15 protein-coding genes are annotated in these 17,425 nt (G+C 66.2%); 8 read left to right on the plus strand and 7 right to left on the minus strand.

Translation table 11 applies throughout. The features are described 5' to 3' along the window. Window positions 1–8 precede the first annotated feature (8 nt). The gene (locus GOAMR_RS19065; protein ID WP_005191707.1) at window positions 9–2,408 is read right to left on the minus strand and encodes a phosphoketolase family protein; all 2,400 of its coding nucleotides are present in this window, start codon (window positions 2,406–2,408) and stop codon (window positions 9–11) included. A gap of 186 nt (window positions 2,409–2,594) precedes the next feature. Here GOAMR_RS19065 and mbp1 point away from each other — a divergent pair, with 186 nt between their 5' ends. The 3 genes from mbp1 (at window position 2,595) to GOAMR_RS19080 (ending at window position 3,762) form a co-directional block, all read left to right on the plus strand. Next, window positions 2,595–2,843, plus strand: coding sequence for a microaggregate-binding protein 1 (gene mbp1, locus GOAMR_RS24555; protein WP_005191717.1), 249 nt, complete (start codon window positions 2,595–2,597; stop codon window positions 2,841–2,843). A 136-nt stretch (window positions 2,844–2,979) separates the two neighbouring features. Continuing rightward, window positions 2,980–3,285, plus strand: coding sequence for a metallothionein (locus GOAMR_RS19075; RefSeq protein ID WP_005191720.1), 306 nt, complete (start codon window positions 2,980–2,982; stop codon window positions 3,283–3,285). A 54-nt stretch (window positions 3,286–3,339) separates the two neighbouring features. Further along, window positions 3,340–3,762, plus strand: a complete 423-nt coding sequence (locus tag GOAMR_RS19080; protein WP_005191723.1) for a ChaB family protein — start codon at window positions 3,340–3,342, stop codon at window positions 3,760–3,762. A 98-nt stretch (window positions 3,763–3,860) separates the two neighbouring features. Here the strand turns inward: GOAMR_RS19080 and GOAMR_RS19085 are convergent, their stop codons facing one another. Both GOAMR_RS19085 and GOAMR_RS19090 read right to left on the minus strand, forming a co-directional pair. Continuing rightward, window positions 3,861–4,691, minus strand: a complete 831-nt coding sequence (locus GOAMR_RS19085) for a SigB/SigF/SigG family RNA polymerase sigma factor (RefSeq protein WP_005191727.1) — start codon at window positions 4,689–4,691, stop codon at window positions 3,861–3,863. A 362-nt stretch (window positions 4,692–5,053) separates the two neighbouring features. Then, window positions 5,054–5,383, minus strand: a complete 330-nt coding sequence (locus GOAMR_RS19090; RefSeq protein ID WP_138943811.1) for an anti-sigma factor — start codon at window positions 5,381–5,383, stop codon at window positions 5,054–5,056. A gap of 361 nt (window positions 5,384–5,744) precedes the next feature. On the opposite strand from GOAMR_RS19090, the gene GOAMR_RS19095 reads away from it, so the two are divergent. From GOAMR_RS19095 to GOAMR_RS19110, 4 genes are all read left to right on the plus strand, one after another. Continuing rightward, window positions 5,745–6,107 (plus strand): hypothetical protein, encoded by a 363-nt coding sequence (locus tag GOAMR_RS19095; RefSeq protein ID WP_373278786.1) that lies wholly within the window; start codon window positions 5,745–5,747, stop codon window positions 6,105–6,107. A 134-nt stretch (window positions 6,108–6,241) separates the two neighbouring features. Continuing rightward, entirely contained in the window at window positions 6,242–7,813 is a 1,572-nt protein-coding gene (locus GOAMR_RS19100; RefSeq protein ID WP_083837023.1) for an LVIVD repeat-containing protein, read from the plus strand. Beyond that, a complete protein-coding gene (locus GOAMR_RS19105) occupies window positions 7,813–8,526 on the plus strand; it encodes a DUF305 domain-containing protein (protein ID WP_005191734.1) in 714 nt (237 codons plus the stop codon). Before GOAMR_RS19100 ends, GOAMR_RS19105 begins: the two co-directional genes overlap by 1 nt. A gap of 203 nt (window positions 8,527–8,729) precedes the next feature. Then, on the plus strand, window positions 8,730–10,223 hold the full coding sequence (locus GOAMR_RS19110; protein WP_005191736.1) for an acyltransferase family protein: 1,494 nt from the start codon (window positions 8,730–8,732) through the stop codon (window positions 10,221–10,223). A 93-nt stretch (window positions 10,224–10,316) separates the two neighbouring features. Here the strand turns inward: GOAMR_RS19110 and GOAMR_RS19115 are convergent, their stop codons facing one another. Both GOAMR_RS19115 and GOAMR_RS19120 read right to left on the minus strand, forming a co-directional pair. Continuing rightward, window positions 10,317–11,261, minus strand: a complete 945-nt coding sequence (locus GOAMR_RS19115; protein WP_005191739.1) for an SGNH/GDSL hydrolase family protein — start codon at window positions 11,259–11,261, stop codon at window positions 10,317–10,319. A gap of 119 nt (window positions 11,262–11,380) precedes the next feature. After that, window positions 11,381–13,918 (minus strand): ATP-dependent Clp protease ATP-binding subunit, encoded by a 2,538-nt coding sequence (locus GOAMR_RS19120; RefSeq protein WP_005191746.1) that lies wholly within the window; start codon window positions 13,916–13,918, stop codon window positions 11,381–11,383. Between the two features lie 552 nt (window positions 13,919–14,470). On the opposite strand from GOAMR_RS19120, the gene GOAMR_RS19125 reads away from it, so the two are divergent. Then, a complete protein-coding gene (locus GOAMR_RS19125; RefSeq protein WP_005191749.1) occupies window positions 14,471–15,328 on the plus strand; it encodes a lytic transglycosylase domain-containing protein in 858 nt (285 codons plus the stop codon). A gap of 93 nt (window positions 15,329–15,421) precedes the next feature. Here GOAMR_RS19125 and GOAMR_RS19130 read toward each other — a convergent pair whose 3' ends face one another. Both GOAMR_RS19130 and purQ read right to left on the minus strand, forming a co-directional pair. After that, complete coding sequence (locus GOAMR_RS19130; RefSeq protein WP_005191752.1) at window positions 15,422–16,735, minus strand: M18 family aminopeptidase; 1,314 nt, start codon at window positions 16,733–16,735, stop codon at window positions 15,422–15,424. A gap of 7 nt (window positions 16,736–16,742) precedes the next feature. Continuing rightward, window positions 16,743–17,423, minus strand: coding sequence for a phosphoribosylformylglycinamidine synthase subunit PurQ (purQ, locus tag GOAMR_RS19135; RefSeq protein WP_005191754.1), 681 nt, complete (start codon window positions 17,421–17,423; stop codon window positions 16,743–16,745). Between the last annotated feature and the right edge of the window lie 2 nt (window positions 17,424–17,425).

The raw sequence follows: 17,425 nt of genomic DNA on the forward strand, positions 1-17,425 counted from the left end.
CCGTCCTTTCATCGTGCCGCATCCACGAAGGTCCAGTCGCGGATCTCCGGTAGGTCGTCGAAGTATGTGCGGATGTGCTCGCGGTGCCGTTCGAGCTGGTTACGGCAGTAATCGGCCACGGCATCAACACCGTCGAGCGGTGCGGGCGCATACCGTAGTACCTCGGTCACCAGGTGATAGCGGCTCATCCCGTTGAGGACGACCATGTCGAATGGTGTTGTGGTGGTGCCCTGTTCGGTGTACCCGCGGACGTGGAAGCGATCGGGCCGAGGACGTCCGTGTACAAGCTGATGCACCGCCCGCGGGTAACCGTGAAAGGCGAAGACCACGTCACGGTCAGCGGTGAACAACTCCGCGAAACGGCCGTCGGAGAGCCCATGCGGATGAGTGTCGGGCGGCAACAGCGCCATCAGGTCCAGGACATTGACCACACGGAAGCGCAACTGCGGAAGACGATCCCGCAGGATCTCCGCGGCGGCGACGACCTCCTGGGCCGGGATATCCCCGGCGGCGGCAAGCACCACATCCGGCTCTCGATCGGGTGTCTGGTTGCCGGCCCACGGCCACGTCGACGCGCCCGCGGCGACCTGTTCGCGGGCCTGATCCTCCGACATGTACTGCAGGTGCGGCTGCTTGTCGGCGATCACCACATTGACGTGGTCGCGGCTGCGTAAACACTGGTCGGCGACGGTCAGCAACGAGTTGGCGTCTGGCGGTAGCCATACCCTGACCACGCCGGGTGCCAGCGGCAGCACCGCATCGAGGACGCCCGGGCCCTGGTGCGAGAAGCCGTTGTGGTCGTTGCGCCAGCACGTCGACGTCAACAGCACGTTCATCGACGCCACCGGCGCGCGCCAGGCCAGGTTTTGCGCGTGCTGGAGCCACTTGACGTGCTGCACCAGCATCGACACGCTGATCATCGCGAAGGCCTCATAGCTGGCAAAAATGCCGTGCCGCCCGGACAGCAGGTATCCCTCAAGCCATCCCTGACAGAGATGCTCGCTGAGTACCTCCATCACCCGCCCGCTCGGCGACAGGTTGTCGTCGGCATCGTGGATCGGGAGCTGCCAGCACCGTCCGGTGGTCTCGAAGACCGCGTCGAGTTTGTTACTGGCGGTTTCGTCCGGGCAGAAGAGCCGGAATCGTCCGCCGGAGTCCGGTGTGCGGTCGAGCGCGTAAAGGTCGCGCAGATACTCCCCGAGCGCCTGAGTACTCGACAGACACCGGCGCCCGGGATCGGGCACATCGACCGTGTAGTCGGCGAGCGGTGGAAGTGGCAATGGCCGCAGGAGTTTTCCGCCGTTGGCGTGCTCGCCGGCACCCATCCGCAACTCCGGTCGCGGGGCCAGGGCTGTGATGTCGGGATGCACAGCGCCGCCGTCGTCGAAGATGCGCGATGCCTGATATCCGCGCAGCCATTCCTCGAGCTGCCGGCGATGGTCCGGGTTCTCCCGCACCTCCGGCAGCGGAACCTGATGGGCACGGTGGGTGCCCTCCACCGGAACGCCGTCAACGTAGGCGGGGCCGGTCCATCCCTTGGGGGTGCGCAGGACGATCGCGGGCCAGTCACGCACAGGCTGATCGGTGTTCTGGTTCTTCCGGATCTTTGTGTACGACACGTCGATCGCCGATTTGAGTGCGGTGAACACCGTCGGCGGGTCGTCCCCCTCGACGAACACGGGATCCCAGCCCTGCGCGCCGAGGAAGTCGGCGATCGCGGTGTCGGAACTACGTCCCATGACGGTGGGTGCGGAGATCTTCGCGTCGTTCAGATGCAGGATCGGCAGCACCGCGCCGTCGCGGCCGGCGTTGAGGAATGCCGGGAGGCGCCACGATGCGGCGAGTGGACCGGTCTCGGCCTCCCCGTCCCCGATCACACAGGCCACGATGAGATCCGGGTTGTCGAATGCGGCGCCGGCGGCATGGATCAGGGAATAGCCGAGTTCGCCGCCTTCGTGAATGCTGCCGGGCGTCTCGACACTGACGTGGCTGGGAATCCCACCGGGAGTGGAGAACCGGCGACACAGTGCGGTGATTCCCGCCGCGTCCTGCCCCACCTGCGGGTAGATCTCCGAATAGGTCCCTTCCAGAAAGACATTCGCGACAATGGACGGTCCGCCGTGACCGGGTCCGGTGACGAACATCCACGATGATTCCGTCTCGCGGATCACCCTGTTGAGCACCGCATAGATCGCCGACAGGCCCGGTCCGGTACCCCAGTGCCCCAGCAGACGCGGCTTGATGTCGTCAGCTGCCAGCGGACGTTCGAGGTGCGCATTGTCCTGCAGGTAGATCTGTGCGGCGGTGAGATAGTTCGCCGCTGCCCACCAGCGCAGGTCGGCAGCGAGTTCGTCGGCACTGTAGCGGGGACGGTCGGCTTCGCATCGGAAATTGTCATGTCGCATCATGAGGGATTACCCAACGCGACGATCACCAAACCGCTGATCACCAAACCGCCGGCCGATCACCGGGTCTCGCACGGGTCGACCCGATGTTTGACTCCCGCGAAGCCTGGGCACCCGACACACAGATGGCAACAACGCCATCTCCTTGCGAACAGCCGTCACACCAACGAGCCCAGAGGAGGCATCACTGTGACATCCGAGAAGAACCCGGCAGCCGAAGGAATCAAGGGAGCCGTCGAAGAAGCGAAGGGCCGCATCAAGCAGGCCGTCGGCGCTCTGACCGGCAACGACGATCTCGCCGCGGAAGGCGGCGCCCAGGAGGACAAGGGCGAGGCAACGCAGAATGCGGCCAAGCGTGAGGCCGAAGCCGAATCCGCGCGTCACGCCGCGGATGTCTCGCACGCCAGGGAACAGATGCACCAGGAAGACCGACAGTAGTCCGGGGATCCCGGGCGTGGTTCGGTCCTGCCGCACCCAGGCCGGCAGACCGAATCACCCTCCCGGACAACCCCTCCCCGACAACGGGGCGAGATCCCCCGACCCGGGGGACCCGACAATCTATAAGGAGACGATCATGGCCGTATGCGATATATGCGGAAATGACTACGACCGAGCGATGACGATCACCATCGACGGAACCGATACGCGTGGCGTCTTCGACAGTTTCGAATGCGCCATTCACGCGCTGGCGCCGTCATGCACGCACTGCGGCTGCCGGGTGATCGGCCATGGCGTCGAGGTCGACGGCGCGATCTTCTGTTGCGCTCACTGCGCGCAACATGTAGGTGCGCAAGGAGTTTCCGACCACAGCGACAACGACCCCGGCCAGGCGGATCGACCGGAATCGGTAGGTTCGCAACCAGGCAAGGCGTTCTCGTGACAGGGCACAACAGCGGCGGCGCCCTGCACGACGAACCGGAGAACGGAGCTCATCATGCCGAAGACGGACAAGAACGACAACCCGATCCGCTCGGAGCTGCCGAGTACCATCGCGCGGTCCGATAAGAAGGCCCAGCGCACCTTTGCCGAGGCACACGATTCCGCGCTGGAGGAGTACGAATCCGAGGAACGCGCGCACCGGGTCGCCTATGCGGCGCTGAAACATTCGTATGAGAAGGTCGGCGATCACTGGGAGGCCAAGGAGCACCGGGGACCGTCCGACAGCCGTGCGCGCAGCGGCGGGCCGAACCCCGGCGGCACCAGCGCCGAAGGTGTTGATGCCAACGCGACCAAGGACCATCTGCTCGATGTCGCCCGCAGGCTCGACATCCACGGTCGATCGCGCATGAACAAGGATGAACTCATCCACGCGATCGAGAAGGCCAATCGTTCCGCCACCGAACAGAGCCGAAAGTAGCTCCGGGGCCGCAACATAGGCAGGTGGGTCGCCTCCGTTCGGCGGCGACCCACCTTCCTACAACTCATCTGCCTACAACCCTATCTGCGGCCTACGATTTATCCAACGGGCACAACCGCTTTCCGTAGCGCGGCCAACGACCTTGACAGCAGCCGGGACACATGCATCTGCGACAGGCCGACCTCCCGTGCGATCTCGCTTTGTGACATCTCGTGGAAGAACCGCAAGGTCAGGATCTGCCGCTCCCGCTCGGGCAACTCGTCGAGCGCGGGACGCACCGTCACCAGGTCGTCGATCTCGGCGATTCTGCCGTCACGCTCACCCAATGTCTCACCCAGGGAACGGTTCTCGTCATCTCGCTCAGCGTCGATCGAGTCCGTTCGGTACGCAGACCTCGCGACGAGCCCTTCGATCACCTCGCTCACCGGAGTGCCGAGTTCGTCGGCGAGTTCACTCGGCCGCGGAGAGCGGCCCAGGCGCTGAGTCAGTTCGTCGACCGCTTTGCCGATGTGCAGCGATGTCTCTTTGACCCGCCGGGGAACACGCATCGTCCATGCCGTGTCACGAAAGTACCGGCGCACCTCGCCCATCACCGTGGGCACCGCGAGCGAGAGGAAGTCCGTGCCCCGTTCGGGATCGAACCTGTCGACGGAGTGGACAACCCCGATACGCGCCACCTGCACCAGGTCGTCGAACGGTTCTCCGCGATCGGAGAATCGGCGGGCCACGTGATCGGCCAGGGGCAGGCAACGCTCGATGGCCCGGGACCTCAGTTCGGAGCGGTGGTGTGGATCACGCTGCTGCCTCATGGCCTTGATGGTCCGGGCGACTTCGCCGTAGTCGTCACGATCGCCCGCTTCGGTTTCGCCCACCACGTCGGTTTCGGTGGATGGGTGGTCGGTGTCGCTGCCGAAATTCTGTTGTTTCACTGTAGGTAACACAACTAGCCCTTCCCTGCGTCGACGGACTGTCCGGACCTGCGATCGGAAGAATGATCGAACTGGTCGTACTCGTTCACCTCTGCCGGGTGAACTTGCCGGGGAACTGCCTTAGGGCAACTGCCACGGCTCAATCCAACTGCCGCAATGGAATCAAGACTGTGTCGGCGTAGTGGACACTGGGCCACTGCGGAGCGTGCAGGCCGACCAGGACGCAAGTCCTCATGTACTGCGCGCCCCGATCCGGATCGGATGTCCCGCAAGCGCTTTGCTCGACGTGGAGGATGTCCGTCAGGGCCGCAGAGTATCAATTGTACACGAGACCGCGCCGTCGTCGGGTTCTGCGACGAGGCTCAGCAACATGACCGGCGTTTGACGAAACCCACCATCACCCGGCGCACGGACCCGTCCATGACGTAGTCCACAGCTCGGCCGTCGGTCATCGATACCACCATCTGCCAGCCGAAATCCTCGGTATTGATGTCGATTTCATCGCCGACCCGGCACATGACCTGACCAGCCACACCCTCCTCGTATGCTGTCAGCGCCAACGTCAGTCTTACCGCGGGCTCTGCCACGGCCATCACGCGCGCACAGATCTCGTCGATGACCAGATCCACGTCGGCGATATCGTCGAGCATCCAGTCCTCGAGCAACAGGGCCCGGTGCGCGACCTCCCGCACGATCGGAACCTGTCTTTGACATGCCGGAACGGTTATCTCTACCGAGTTGTCAATCACAACCGCCATTGGTCGATCCTTTACCACCCGTCGTCTCATCCTTCGCGGAGACGACCCTACTTACATCCTTCGACTGCCACCGGCGAGCGTCCGTCACCCAGTACACCCGACCATCCTCACCAGCCGACAACACCGCGCCACCCCAGTTATTGCCCGGAACGGCCCGGACAAAACAGCACGGGCACCCCGTGCACTCGCACCCCCGCGAGGGCTGTGGTGTTTGACGTTCGGGGAAATCGGGAACACCGGGTAGGAACGCACTGAGCAGCAGCCCACCAGGGCAGAATGAAGGGTGGTGTTCCTTGTGAACGCAACACATGACGACCGGCGATCGGCATCGGACCAGCACAGCACCCGAGGCGCCTCGAGGGCACACAGGATCACGGGGATCGGCATGGCCGGCTACCTCGTCCTGCTGGTGGCCGTCGTGTTGATCGTCGGCGCCATCGGGACGGCCGCGGGCGACGGGGCCGGTGTCGCGTGGTGGATACTCGGCGCCGTGGTCGCAGCGGCAGTCGGGATCGCGTTGCTGATCTCGGGCCGCTCCCTGGCCACCCGGTCGCCGGGCGGTGACAGCCGGATCCAGCAGGATCCTCTGCAACCGGAGGTCACGGCCGAGGAGGAACAGCACTACATCGACGACTACCGGGACGGCCCCTTGCACTGACCTTCCGGTGCATTGCGGCGTGGGCAAAGTCCGGCACGACGGTCCCGCTGAACGGGACACGGCTCGTCGACTTACCGGGAACGTTCGCCAAAGCGGCACCTTAGCCCCGTCGACGGGGCTAAGGTGCGCGACAAATGAACAGCACACGGAGTTTGTCGCAACATGCGCGGCGGCGGATCGGCGTCGTCATCGCCCTCGCCGCGACCGTCGCCGTCGGGGTGGCTCTGGCCGCTCCGGCGAACGCCGGCAATCACTACTTCATGGACTTCGGAAACACCCCGGTAAAGCAGGCCGACTGCGGGCCGGGGTCGTCGCCGGAGACCGGTCTGTCCGGCGACGTACCGTCGGCCGACCGCAACTCCGGCCGCAGCGAACGCGGCTACAACTGCAACATGACCCTGCTGGGCCAGGCGCGGGGCGCGGGCGGCGGCATCGTGTCGGCCAACTACGACCACTGCTCGTACACGGGCAGCATGTTCAGCACCGCCATCACCAAGAAGAACACCGGCGTGCAGGTGGTGGACGTCAAAGACCCACGGAAACCGAAGATCGTCGGCAAGCTCACCGCACCCGGCATGATCGCCGGCACCTGGGAAACCCTCAAGGTCAACAAGAAACGCAAGCTGCTCGCCGGCACCTCGGTGCCGCTGCTGTGGGGCGGCGGGTTCTTCGCGGTCTACGACATCTCCGACTGCGCCCACCCGAAACTGCTGAACACCGGGCCCGGCACCAAGGTCCCACTCCCGTTCACCTCGCATGAGGGCGGTTTCTCGCCCGACGGCAAGACGTACTGGGCGTCGGGATTGTTCCCCGGGCACCTGTCGGCGATCGACATCTCCGATCCCACCAATCCCCGCGTGATCTGGCAGGGCCTGTACGCCTTCGTCGGGCACGGCTTCGGCATCTCCCCCGACGGCAACCGCATGTATCTGTCCAACATGGCCGGTATCACGGTGCTCGACATCTCGGCGGTGCAACGGCGCGACCCGCACCCGCAGGTGCCGCACATCGCCGCCTACCACTGGCCCGACGGCCAGCTCAATCAGCACACCATCCCCGTCTTCTACGACGGCCACGCCTACGCCATCACCATCGACGAGGCCGGTTCGGGCGGGGTGAAGATCTTCGACGTCGAACGCGTCAACAAACCGAAACTCGCGGCGCAGATCAAACTGGAGATCAACCTGCCCGCCAACCTCGACGCCAACCTGCGTTCGTCGATGGGCGGGTCGATCTTCAGCTACAACGCCCACTACTGCAGCGCCGACCGCATCGAGAACCCGACCGCGCTGGCCTGCGGCTGGGAGTCGTCGGGCATCCGCGTGTTCGACATCAAGAACCTCAAGAAGATCAGAGAGATCGGCTACCTCAACCCGCCGACGTACCGCAGCACCAATCCGTTCGGCCTGCCCAACTCGCCGCACGCCCTCGGCTCGATCATCGGAGTCCCGGCCGTCGAATTCATGAGCCTGGGCATGCAGACCATCAACGGCAAGGTGCGTCTGCACGAGGCCGTCGGCCCGCGCACCGGGATGATCGCTCTCGGTGACCGTTCGACCGACTGGTGCATGTCGCCGCCGGAGTTCCGGGGCAACCAGATCTGGGCGACCTGCTCGGACAACGGTTTCCTGACGATGGAACTGAGCAAGAGCGTGTACACGCCACCCGTCGGCCAGGACACCACGCTCGGGAACTCCGCGCCCTGATGGGCCGGGAACGGCCGAAGACCCTTTCCCTGACGATCGGCGCGCTGTGCGTGGCCGTGCTGCTACTGGCCATCGGGGCCGTGGCCGGGGCGGCGTGGCAGTCGCGCGACGACGCCGATGTCCCGGCCATGACCGCCGTCGACGTCGGTTTCGCCCAGGACATGGCTGTGCACCACGATCAGGCGATCCTGCTGTCCTCGACCGTGGCCGGGCGGCCCGGCGTGGGGCAGGAGATCGTCGGGCTCGCCAACCGCATCGTCACGGCGCAGACCGCGGAGAACGCCACCCTGCGGGGCTGGCTCACCTGGTTCGGCAAACCGCTCACCTCCTCGGACCCGATGGCCTGGATGTCGGGATCACACGACGACGACGGCACCGATTCCGGACATGAGCACGGTTCGGGGCGTTCCATCACCACCCCGGCCCCGTCGACGACCGCCGATCCGGGGCCTGCCATGGCGGGAATGGCCAGCACCGACGACATCTCCCGGCTCGCGAGCCGCACCGGCCGCGACGCCGAGGTGTGGTACCTGCAGCTGATGGTCCGGCACCACCGGGGCGGTCTGCTCATGGCGAAGGCCGCGTACAACAGCGACGACGTCACGGACACGGTCAAGCGGACGGCCTACCAGATGATGACCGACCAGGGTGAGGAGATCTCGTTGATGACGATGCTCCTGACCGCCCGCGGGGCCCAGGCTCTGCCTGATTGACGCGGGAGCCTCTGCCTGATTGACGCGGGAGCCTCTGTCTGATTGATGACGCTGTAGGCCGTGCGGACGAATAACACAATCCGGCCACACGGGGCGGGCAAAACACGCCGCCGACTCAGGTGCGGGTAGCCTGTCCCACGATCAGCACAATCGGCCGCTCCCACATCAGTACCGGCCGAGGCGAGACGGAGGCCCCCATCACCATGGAGGAACACGCGTCTACGCAGGCGAAGACCAGCGTGGATACGACCAAGCAGCCCCAGGAACCCGCATCGGCACCGGCGGTACCCCCGGTGCCGCCGGGCCCGGCAGTCGACCCCGACGCCGCCGTGATGGCCCCCAAACCCAAGCGGGGCGGCCATCTGCACCAGATCGACCTCGTGCGGTTGGTCACATTCGCGGCCGTCATCTTCGATCACGTCATCCTGGGCCTCATGTCGGCCGGCGCGGTGGCCGCCGGCGGAATCGGCCTCCTGTGCCGGTACACGCGCTACTCGTTCTTCGCGCTCACCGGCTTCGTGCAGACCTATCAGTACCGCAACCGTGAACTGAAGCCCGTCGAGTACTGGCGGCGCCGCTACAAGCTGATCGGCCTGCCGTTCCTGATGTGGAGCCTGTTCTACTGGGCCTACACCCGCTACCGGCGCGGCGGGATCAGCAATGTCGTCGACAACTTCACCAGCCTCGACGCGCTCGGCACCGCCCTCAAGAGCATCGCGTACGACCTGATCACCGGCCACGCGTTCTACCACATGTACTTCATGTCGGTGAGCATGCAGATCTACCTGGTGTTCCCGGCCGTGCTGTGGGTGCTCAAGCGCACCTGGGGCTACCACCGCTACCTGCTCGCCGTCAGCTTCGCGTTCCACGCCTGGCTGATCTGGCGGATGATGCTGCCGCCGCTGGGGATCTTCGATTCCGGCCCGCTGGGCAAACTGTGGAGCCACCTCACCATCACCCTGCTGCCGTACCAGTTCTTCATCCTGTCCGGGTGTGTCGCGGCCATGCATTTCGAGGCGTTCCAGGCGTTCATGATCCGCTGGCGCGCCCAGCTCATCGCCGCCGGTCTGGTGGTCGTGGCCGGGACGCTGTGGTGGTACACCGTCGCCTACCACGGCGGCCGCGGCAACGTCGGCAACGGCCCCGACTTCGACCGCATGTTCCGCGCCACCAATGTGTTCTCCATCTACAACGTCGGCGCGTTCATCGCGATCATCGTCGTCCTCTACTGCCTGGGCACGCTCTGGCAGCAGCGCCGGTCCCAGGGTTCGCTCGCCGACAAGTTCATGGCGAAGGCCGCCGACCGGTCGTACGGCATCTACCTGGCGCACGCGCTCGCGCTCGCCGAACTGATGCGCTTCCTGCGCGAGCATCCGGGCGGCCCGTTCTGGCCCAAGGTCCTGGCCACCTACCTGGTGACATGCCTGCTCACGGTGTTCGTGGTGGAGACCCTGCGCCGCAGCCCGATCAGCCTCGTCACCACCGGCCGCAACATGATCTCGTGGAAGGAACAGAACGAGGTGACGATGGCCGCGTGCGCCTTGGGCGCGGTCGTCCTGGGCATCGTCCTGCGCTACGGCTTCGACATGCTCGTCGGCCAGTTGATCACCGGCACCGGCCTGCTGCTGGCGATCTCCGCGGCGGTCGTCACCTACCAGCGCCGCCGGGCGGCCATCGAAGAGGGCGCCACCGTCTGAGCACCCACAGAAGGCACGATGCGGGGCAGGTCTCATCCGAGACCTGCCCCGCATCGTTGTGGGCCCATCAGGCCCGGCGTATGAACAGAGCTACTAGGCGCCGCTCCGGGTGTTGGCGTGCTGTGCCCGGCTGGGCCGCAGGGCATCGACGACCAGTTCGGCGACGCCCTTCTTGCCGGCCTCCGACGGGTGATACGGCACGGGCGGGGAGAAACCGGTCAGCCACGGCGTCGCCGAGCACACGGTGTGCTGCGCTCCGGCCCGCGATGCCTCAACCAGGGTGACGCCGGTGGTCTGCGCGGCACGCGCGGTGGCGTCGGCCAGCCCGTTGAAGATACGGACGGTCTGCGCCACCTGGTCGGGCAGCAGCGGCAACCGCGCACAGGTCGGCTTGCCCGGCTCGACGACCGGCGGGTAGTCCACGAGCAGGATCTTGGCGTTGGGTGCCCGCAACCGGACCGCCTCGATCACGGCCACCATCGACCGCTCCACCTCAAGGTAGGCCGACCGCTGCGGTTCGGGGAACGGATCCTTGCCGAGCCGGCAGCTGCGGATCGGCGTCTTCTTGAGGAACTCCGGCAGCACGTTGCCGCAGCCGCTGAGGATGAGTCTGCTCACGTAACCGAGGTCGTTGCCGCCAGTGGTGATGGTGATCACGTCGGCGTCGGCGGGAACCTCATCGATCTGTGGCCTGCCGCCGAACGCCCGCTGCGGTACATCGAGGATGTTGCGCGTGGTGGCACCCGAGCAGGTGGCGTCGATGAGTTTCATACCGAGCGTCTCGGCAACCTGGTTGGGGTAGTTGTTCTTGGTCCGCAGACACGGCCCGATCACCAGGCTGCGGGCTCCCGGGCCGGCCGCGTACGAACTGCCCAGCGCCACGTACAAGCGCGGGGACTCCTGCGAGTTCGACACCGCCTTGACCTCGGGCGTGCTGTTCTCCGCGATCACCACTCCGGTCGTGACGACTGCCGCGGTCGCAAGAGCCGTCGCGGCCACCAGGGTGGCCCGGATCTGGTTACGGAAAGGACGCAGCACTGTAAGAGTTTCACATAGCTGAGCTCTCAAAGCGGTGAGCGACCCCCTTCCAAAACGGTGACGCCACCGTTGTCACGGTGGCGTCACTTGCGTTGCGATCTATTATGCAGGATCCGCGATCAACTCGCGTCGTCGGCTGCCTTGGTCAGTTCGACCGGGGCGTCCGGAACGGCACGCGGCTTCTCCGATCCGGCGAAGGTGAACTTCGCGTTCTCGCCGTCGCCCTCGCCGTCCCAGTTCTCGACGTCGACCAGCACGATCTGACCGGCGGTCAGCTCGCCGAAGAGGATCTTCTCCGAGAGCTGGTCCTCGATCTCGCGCTGGATGGTCCGGCGCAGCGGCCGGGCGCCGAGCACCGGGTCGAAACCACGCTTGGCCAGCAGCGACTTGGCCTTGTCGGTGAGTTCGAGAGCCATGTCCTTGTTCTTCAGCTGGGTCTCGACGCGCGCGATCATCAGGTCGACCATCTGGATGATCTCGTCCTGCGTCAACTGGTGGAAGACGATGACGTCGTCGATACGGTTGAGGAACTCGGGCCGGAAGTGCTTCTTGAGCTCGTCGTTGACCTTGAGCTTCATCCGCTCGTAGTTCGACTTGGAGTCGTCGTTCTTGCTGAAGCCCAGGCCGACGGCCTTGGAGATGTCGCTGGTGCCCAGGTTGGACGTGAAGATCAGCACGGTGTTCTTGAAGTCGACCGTTCGGCCCTGACCGTCGGTGAGCCGGCCGTCTTCGAGAACCTGCAGCAGCGTGTTGTAGATCTCCGAGTGAGCCTTCTCGATCTCGTCGAACAGGACCACCGAGAACGGCTTGCGGCGCACCTTCTCGGTGAGCTGGCCGCCCTCCTCGTAGCCGACGTACCCGGGAGGGGCACCGAACAGCCGGGAGGCGGTGAACCGGTCGTGGAACTCGCCCATGTCGATCTGGATGAGTGCGTCGTCGTCGCCGAACAGGAAGTTCGCCAGGGCCTTGGACAGCTCGGTCTTTCCGACGCCGGAGGGGCCGGCGAAGATGAATGAACCCGACGGGCGCTTGGGATCCTTCAGACCCGCACGGGTGCGGCGGATGGCCTTGGAGACGGCCTTGACGGCATCCTCCTGGCCGATGATCCGCTTGTGCAGCTCGTCCTCCATGCGGAGCAGACGGGTGGTCTCCTCCTCGGTGAGCTTGAACACCGGGATACCGGTCCAGTTGCCCAGGACCTCGGCGATCTGCTCGTCGTCGACCTCGGCCACGACATCCATATCGCCACTACGCCACTGCTTCTCCCGCTCGGCACGCTCGGCGACGAGGGTCTTCTCCTTGTCCCGCAGGCTCGCGGCCTTCTCGAAGTCCTGGGCGTCGATCGCCGATTCCTTCTCCTTGCGGGCCTCGGCGATGCGCTCGTCGAACTCACGCAGGTCCGGCGGAGCGGTCATCCGGCGGATGCGCATGCGGGCGCCCGCCTCGTCGATGAGGTCGATCGCCTTGTCCGGCAGGAAGCGGTCGTTGATGTAGCGGTCGGCCAGGGTGGCCGCGGCCACCAGCGCGCCGTCGGTGATGGATACGCGGTGGTGCGCCTCGTAGCGGTCGCGCAGACCCTTGAGGATCTCGATGGTGTGCTCGACGGACGGCTCACCCACCTGCACAGGCTGGAAGCGGCGTTCGAGAGCGGCGTCCTTCTCGATGTACTTGCGGTACTCATCGAGGGTGGTGGCGCCGATGGTCTGCAGCTCGCCGCGGGCCAGCTTCGGCTTGAGGATGCTGGCGGCGTCGATCGCGCCCTCGGCAGCGCCCGCGCCGACGAGGGTGTGCAGTTCGTCGATGAACAGGATGATGTCGCCGCGGGTGTTGATCTCCTTGAGCACCTTCTTGAGGCGTTCCTCGAAGTCACCGCGGTAGCGGCTGCCGGCGACCAGCGAGCCGAGGTCGAGGGTGTAGAGCTGCTTGTCCTTGAGGGTCTCGGGCACCTGGCCGTTGACGATGGCCTGCGCCAGGCCCTCGACGACGGCGGTCTTGCCGACGCCGGGCTCACCGATGAGCACCGGGTTGTTCTTGGTGCGGCGGCTGAGCACCTGCATGACGCGCTCGATCTCTTTTTCGCGGCCGATGACCGGATCGAGTTTGCCCTCCGACGCCGCGGCGGTGAGGTTGCGGCCGAACTGGTCGAGGACCAGCGAGGTGGACGGGGTGCCCGATTCGGAGCTGCGTCCGCCGGTGCCGGCTTCCTGCGGCTCCTTGCCCTGGTAGCCCGAGAGCAGCTGGATGACCTGCTGGCGGACCCGGTTGAGGTCTGCGCCCAGCTTGACCAGCACCTGGGCGGCGACGCCCTCACCCTCGCGGATGAGACCCAGCAGGATGTGCTCGGTGCCGATGTAGTTGTGGCCGAGCTGCAGCGCCTCGCGCAGCGACAGTTCGAGGACCTTCTTGGCGCGCGGGGTGAACGGGATGTGACCCGACGGCGCCTGCTGCCCCTGGCCGATGATCTCCTCGACCTGGCTGCGGACACCCTCCAGTGAGATGCCGAGAGATTCGAGCGCCTTGGCCGCGACGCCCTCGCCCTCGTGGATCAGGCCCAGGAGGATGTGCTCGGTGCCGATGTAGTTGTGGTTGAGCATCCGCGCTTCTTCTTGGGCCAGAACCACAACCCGGCGTGCGCGGTCGGTGAACCGTTCGAACATTGTTCTCCCTCACGTATCTTTTCACCCGCCGCCACAGCCGCCCCGATATTTCCGGGACCGGTGCGGGCGACGGTTTCGTCACCGGTGCGACCAGTCTGCTGACCACTGTAGTGGTCGACACCCGGCCACCTGCAGTTAATGCAGCTTGCGCTCATGCCTCCGCAAAGCCGTGACAGCGGCCTGACCTGCATAACTACCACCGATTCGGGGATGTTCCGGGTCGAGTACGCCGAGAGCGAAACAGCACCGGAGGCCGTGTAGTCACACCATGTCCGGGTTCGCACCGCGGACGCACCCCAGGGGGCCGCTATATCGGATGAAATTTTCGGTAGTAAATATGGCCACCCCCGGGTCCACACCCCTGGCCCGAGTGTCACCCCATTGGGTGACATGGTGTGACCACAATCACATACCCCAGGGTGTAACTCGGCTACCTGCGACAACGGCTCGTCATCTTTCCGTTATCGGCCCGTGATGTAACGCCGGGATAACGCCCTGAGTACGGATTCATGTAGCGTCTCCCCGAAACGTCCAACCGGGAAGGCGACTGAAGTGGGCAAACACTGCAAGCCGAGCAACACCTCGAAGTGGATGGCGACTGCCATGGTGCCGGTGGCCGGCGGCCTGGTGGCCACCGCCGCGGGTGCCGACGCCCACACTGTGGGCATCAAGTTCCTGGTCGACAAGACCACCGGCCCCGAGGCATCGAACGACGGCACGCCCGCGCAGACTCCCGGCAAGCACCGCACCCCCGACCGGACCATCGGAACGCAGGCCAAGGCCGCCCCGAACGCCGGCGTCGAGGGCGTCGCCAACATCACGCCCGCCCCGCGGCTGTCGAACCCCGCCTTCCCGCCGCCGGTTCAGGCCGCCGCGGCGGTGTCGACGCCGTCGGCCGTCGCCACCGGCGAGATCCCCGTCATCAACTACAAGGCGTACAAGAACGCGGCCGACACGATGGCCCGCACCACGCCCGGCTGCGGTATCCCGTGGACCATCATCGGGGGCATCGGCCGCGTCGAGTCCCATCACGCCAACATGGGCGACGCGAACGCCGACGGCACCCTCAAGACCCCGATCTACGGACCGACGCTCGATGGTTCGCTCGGCGGCAACGAGGTCATCTACGACACCGACGGCGGCGCCCTCGACGGCGACTCCACTTACGACCGCGCCGTCGGCCCGATGCAGTTCCTGCCGTCGACGTGGAAGATGTTCGCCACCGACGGCAACGGCGACGGCAAGGCCGACCCGCAGAACCTGTACGACGCGGCGCTCACCACCGCCAAGTACCTGTGCTCCGAGGGCGTCAACATGCGCACCGACGACGGCCAGACCCGGGCCATCCTGCGCTACAACCAGTCCTACGAGTACGTCTCCGACGTCCGGGGCTACGCCCGCAACTACTGACGGGGATCCGGGCAGCCACGGGTCCGGATCGGAGGTGGTCCGGATCGGAGGTGGCTCCGTCATGGCGGTCGCCTCACCGGACGCCCCGGAGGACTATCCGGCGTTCGACAGGTAGAAGGCTTGTAGCGCAGCCGAATACATGGGGACATCGTGTGTGCCCATCAGTTCGCGGGAGCTGTGCATCGCCAGCTGCGGGGCGCCGACGTCGACGGTGCGCAGGCCCGTGCGGGTTGCGGTGATCGGGCCGATGGTGGAACCGCACGGCAGGTCGGCGCGATGCGTGTAGCGCTGCAGCGGCACCCCGGCGTCGGCGCAGGCCACCGCGAACACGGCCTCCCCCAGCGAATCCGAGGCGTAGCGCAGGTTCTGGTTCACCTTGAGCACCGGGCCGCCGTTGATCGTGATGCGGTGGTTGGGTTCGTGGCGGTCGGGATAGTTGGGGTGCGTGGCGTGCGCCATGTCGCCCGAGACGCAGAAACTCGCCGCCATCGCCTGCAGGTAGTCGGCGCGGGAACCGCGCTCGGCCAACACGATGCGCTCGCAGATCGTCGCCAGGAAGTCGGAGGCGGCGCCACGTTCGGAGCCGCTGCCCACCTCCTCGTGGTCGAAGAGGGCGAGCATCCGGGCGGGCCGATGACCGACCGGTTCGGATTCGTGTGCGCGTGCGGACGCCTTCTCCCCGGCGTCGAGCAGTGCGCGCAGACCCGCGTAACAGGTGCCCTGATTGTCCAGGCGCGGCGCACTCAGCAGATCCCGCTGGGCGCCGATGATCCGTGACGGGGTGACGTCGTGTGTCATCAGATCCCAGCCGAGCAGCGCATCCGGCTCGATGCCGGCCCGCCGCGCCACCCACGCCAGGACATCGGGTTCGGCGTCGGCGGTGTGCCAGAGGGCGTTGACGTGGCGCTGGGGATCCGGCGACACACCTTTACGGTCCTCGGACAGATGGATCGCGAGCTGCGGCACCCTCAGCACCGGCTCATCGACAAGGATCAGTCGGTGCTCCACGCCCTGAGCGGTCCGGTACGCCAGCCGCCCCGACAACCCGAGGTCGCGGTCGAGCCACGAGTTGAGCCAGGCACCGCCGTACGGTTCGAGCGCCACCACGCCCACCCCGGCGTCGTTACGGTCGGGGTGCTGTTTGAGCCGCAGGTTGGGTGAATCGGTGTGCCCGCCGACGATCCGGAAACCGGCACCCGTGTCGGCGCCGCCGGACCAGGCGATGATCGACCCGCCGCGAATCACATAGTGCCGGCCCGCCGCCGACGGCCAGCTCTGTTCCTCGTGCAGCCGGGTGTACCCCGCCTCGTCGAGGATCGCAGCGACACTCGCGCACACGTGGAACGGTGACGGCGAGGCGTCGATGAACTCGCCGAGTCCCTCGGCCGACGCGCTGGTGGCGATCATTGCCGGTTCAGACGCCGGCGAGCACGGAGTCGATGGCCGAGTAGAACAGGCCCAGACCGTCGTCGCTCGGCCCGGTCAGCGCCTCGGTGGCGTGCTCGGGGTGCGGCATGAGACCGACGACGCGGCCGGTCTCGTTGCTGATACCGGCGATGTTCAGGGTGGAACCGTTGGGGTTGCCGCCCGCGTAGCTGAACACGATACGGCCCTCACCCTCAAGCTCTTCGAGTTTGCGCTGCGGCGCCACGAAGCGGCCCTCACCCGACTTGAGCGGGATCAGGATCTCCGCACCGCGCTCGAACCGGCTGGTCCAGGCGGTGGTGTTCGACTCCACGCGCAACCATTCGTCGCGGCAGATGAAGTGCAGGCCCTCGTTGCGGATGAGGGCGCCGGGCAGCAGGCCCGCCTCGCACAGGATCTGAAAGCCGTTGCAGATACCCAGGACCGGCATGCCCTTGCCCGCGGCGTCGACCACGGATTGCATCACGGGGGCGAACCGGGCGATGGCGCCGGCCCGCAGATAGTCGCCGTAGGAGAAGCCGCCGGGCACGATGACCGCGTCGACGCCCTTGAGGTCGTCGTCGCCGTGCCACAGCGCGACCGGATCGGCACCGGCCAGGCGTGCCGCGCGCGCGGCGTCGACGTCGTCGAGGGTTCCGGGGAAGGTGATGACACCGATACGCACAGCCATCG

This window comes from Gordonia amarae NBRC 15530 (assembly GCF_000241345.1).
GTDB lineage: Bacteria > Actinomycetota > Actinomycetes > Mycobacteriales > Mycobacteriaceae > Gordonia > Gordonia amarae.

What these genes read in the sequence shown, in the direction of transcription:
- GOAMR_RS19065 (WP_005191707.1), bottom strand. Translation starts at nt 2,408, where the DNA reads ATGATGCGACATGACAATTTCCGATGCGAAGCCGACCGTCCCCGCTAC.
- GOAMR_RS19075 (WP_005191720.1), top strand. Translation starts at nt 2,980, where the DNA reads ATGGCCGTATGCGATATATGCGGAAATGACTACGACCGAGCGATGACG.
- GOAMR_RS19080 (WP_005191723.1), top strand. Translation starts at nt 3,340, where the DNA reads ATGCCGAAGACGGACAAGAACGACAACCCGATCCGCTCGGAGCTGCCG.
- GOAMR_RS19100 (WP_083837023.1), top strand. Translation starts at nt 6,242, where the DNA reads ATGAACAGCACACGGAGTTTGTCGCAACATGCGCGGCGGCGGATCGGC.
- GOAMR_RS19105 (WP_005191734.1), top strand. Translation starts at nt 7,813, where the DNA reads ATGGGCCGGGAACGGCCGAAGACCCTTTCCCTGACGATCGGCGCGCTG.
- GOAMR_RS19110 (WP_005191736.1), top strand. Translation starts at nt 8,730, where the DNA reads ATGGAGGAACACGCGTCTACGCAGGCGAAGACCAGCGTGGATACGACC.
- GOAMR_RS19120 (WP_005191746.1), bottom strand. Translation starts at nt 13,918, where the DNA reads ATGTTCGAACGGTTCACCGACCGCGCACGCCGGGTTGTGGTTCTGGCC.
- GOAMR_RS19130 (WP_005191752.1), bottom strand. Translation starts at nt 16,735, where the DNA reads ATGATCGCCACCAGCGCGTCGGCCGAGGGACTCGGCGAGTTCATCGAC.
- purQ (WP_005191754.1), bottom strand. Translation starts at nt 17,423, where the DNA reads ATGGCTGTGCGTATCGGTGTCATCACCTTCCCCGGAACCCTCGACGAC.